The sequence below is a fragment of the Bartonella sp. AA1HLJMS genome (genome assembly GCF_042197445.1).
In the GTDB taxonomy this organism is placed as follows: domain Bacteria; phylum Pseudomonadota; class Alphaproteobacteria; order Rhizobiales; family Rhizobiaceae; genus Bartonella.
On record NZ_JBHIRW010000267.1, the window covers coordinates 1 to 759 of the forward strand.

A 759-nucleotide genomic window follows, 5' to 3' on the forward strand; every position below is an offset into this window, starting at 1 on the left:
GTGATGGTGGCTTTTATCAGATCAGTGCTGATGGTCAACTTTTGCCGATAGGCTTTGAGAAGGTTGATAGAACGGTTTTTAAAACCTTTGATAAATTTGCTCTTGATGAGATGCAAGGGGTTATAGATCCCATTGATAACCGGATTTACTGGTCCATAAAGAGAGGCAATAACGAGCAAACGACCTTTGTCTATGATTGGGGATTGCAGAAATGGTCGACGCTACAGGGAAAACCTTTCACGTTGTTTCCAGTGTTTACAACAGGTTATACTTTAGAACAGTTAGATGAGATCTCGATCAATCTTGAGTCCTTGCCGGCTTCTTTAGACAGCCCTCGTTGGCAAAGTGGCGCTCCCATGCTTGGTGCTTTTGATGATAACAATCGGCTTGTTATGTTTACGGGAGCACCGATGGAGGCAACGGTTGTTTCGCAAGAAATGGGGGCACCAGATGGAAGTTTTAACTTTATCACGAAGATGTTTGCTGAAGTTGATACGACGGAAGGTCTTTTAAGCATAGGAGAGCGTCGGCTTCGCAATCATCAGACGCCGATTATATGGCACCAAGAGAGGGCATGTTCATATGTCACGGGTGCTTATCATGGTCGTTCGCGCAATCGTTATCACCGCTTTAAATTGCGTATTCCTGAAGGTGTTCATTGGAACCAAATCACAGGATTTAATGTGGATTTACGTCCTTTAGGCAGAGGGTAATGGCAAAAGTCTTTTTGACCACGTCTTGGGATATGGAGCGTATAGC

At 44.3% G+C, this 759-nt stretch carries 1 pseudogene; it reads left to right on the forward strand.

Annotated elements, in window-relative coordinates:
* Positions 1-713, forward strand: a pseudogene (locus ACFIQE_RS11100) (hypothetical protein); the annotation flags it as partial.
* Positions 714-759 lie beyond the last annotated feature (46 nt).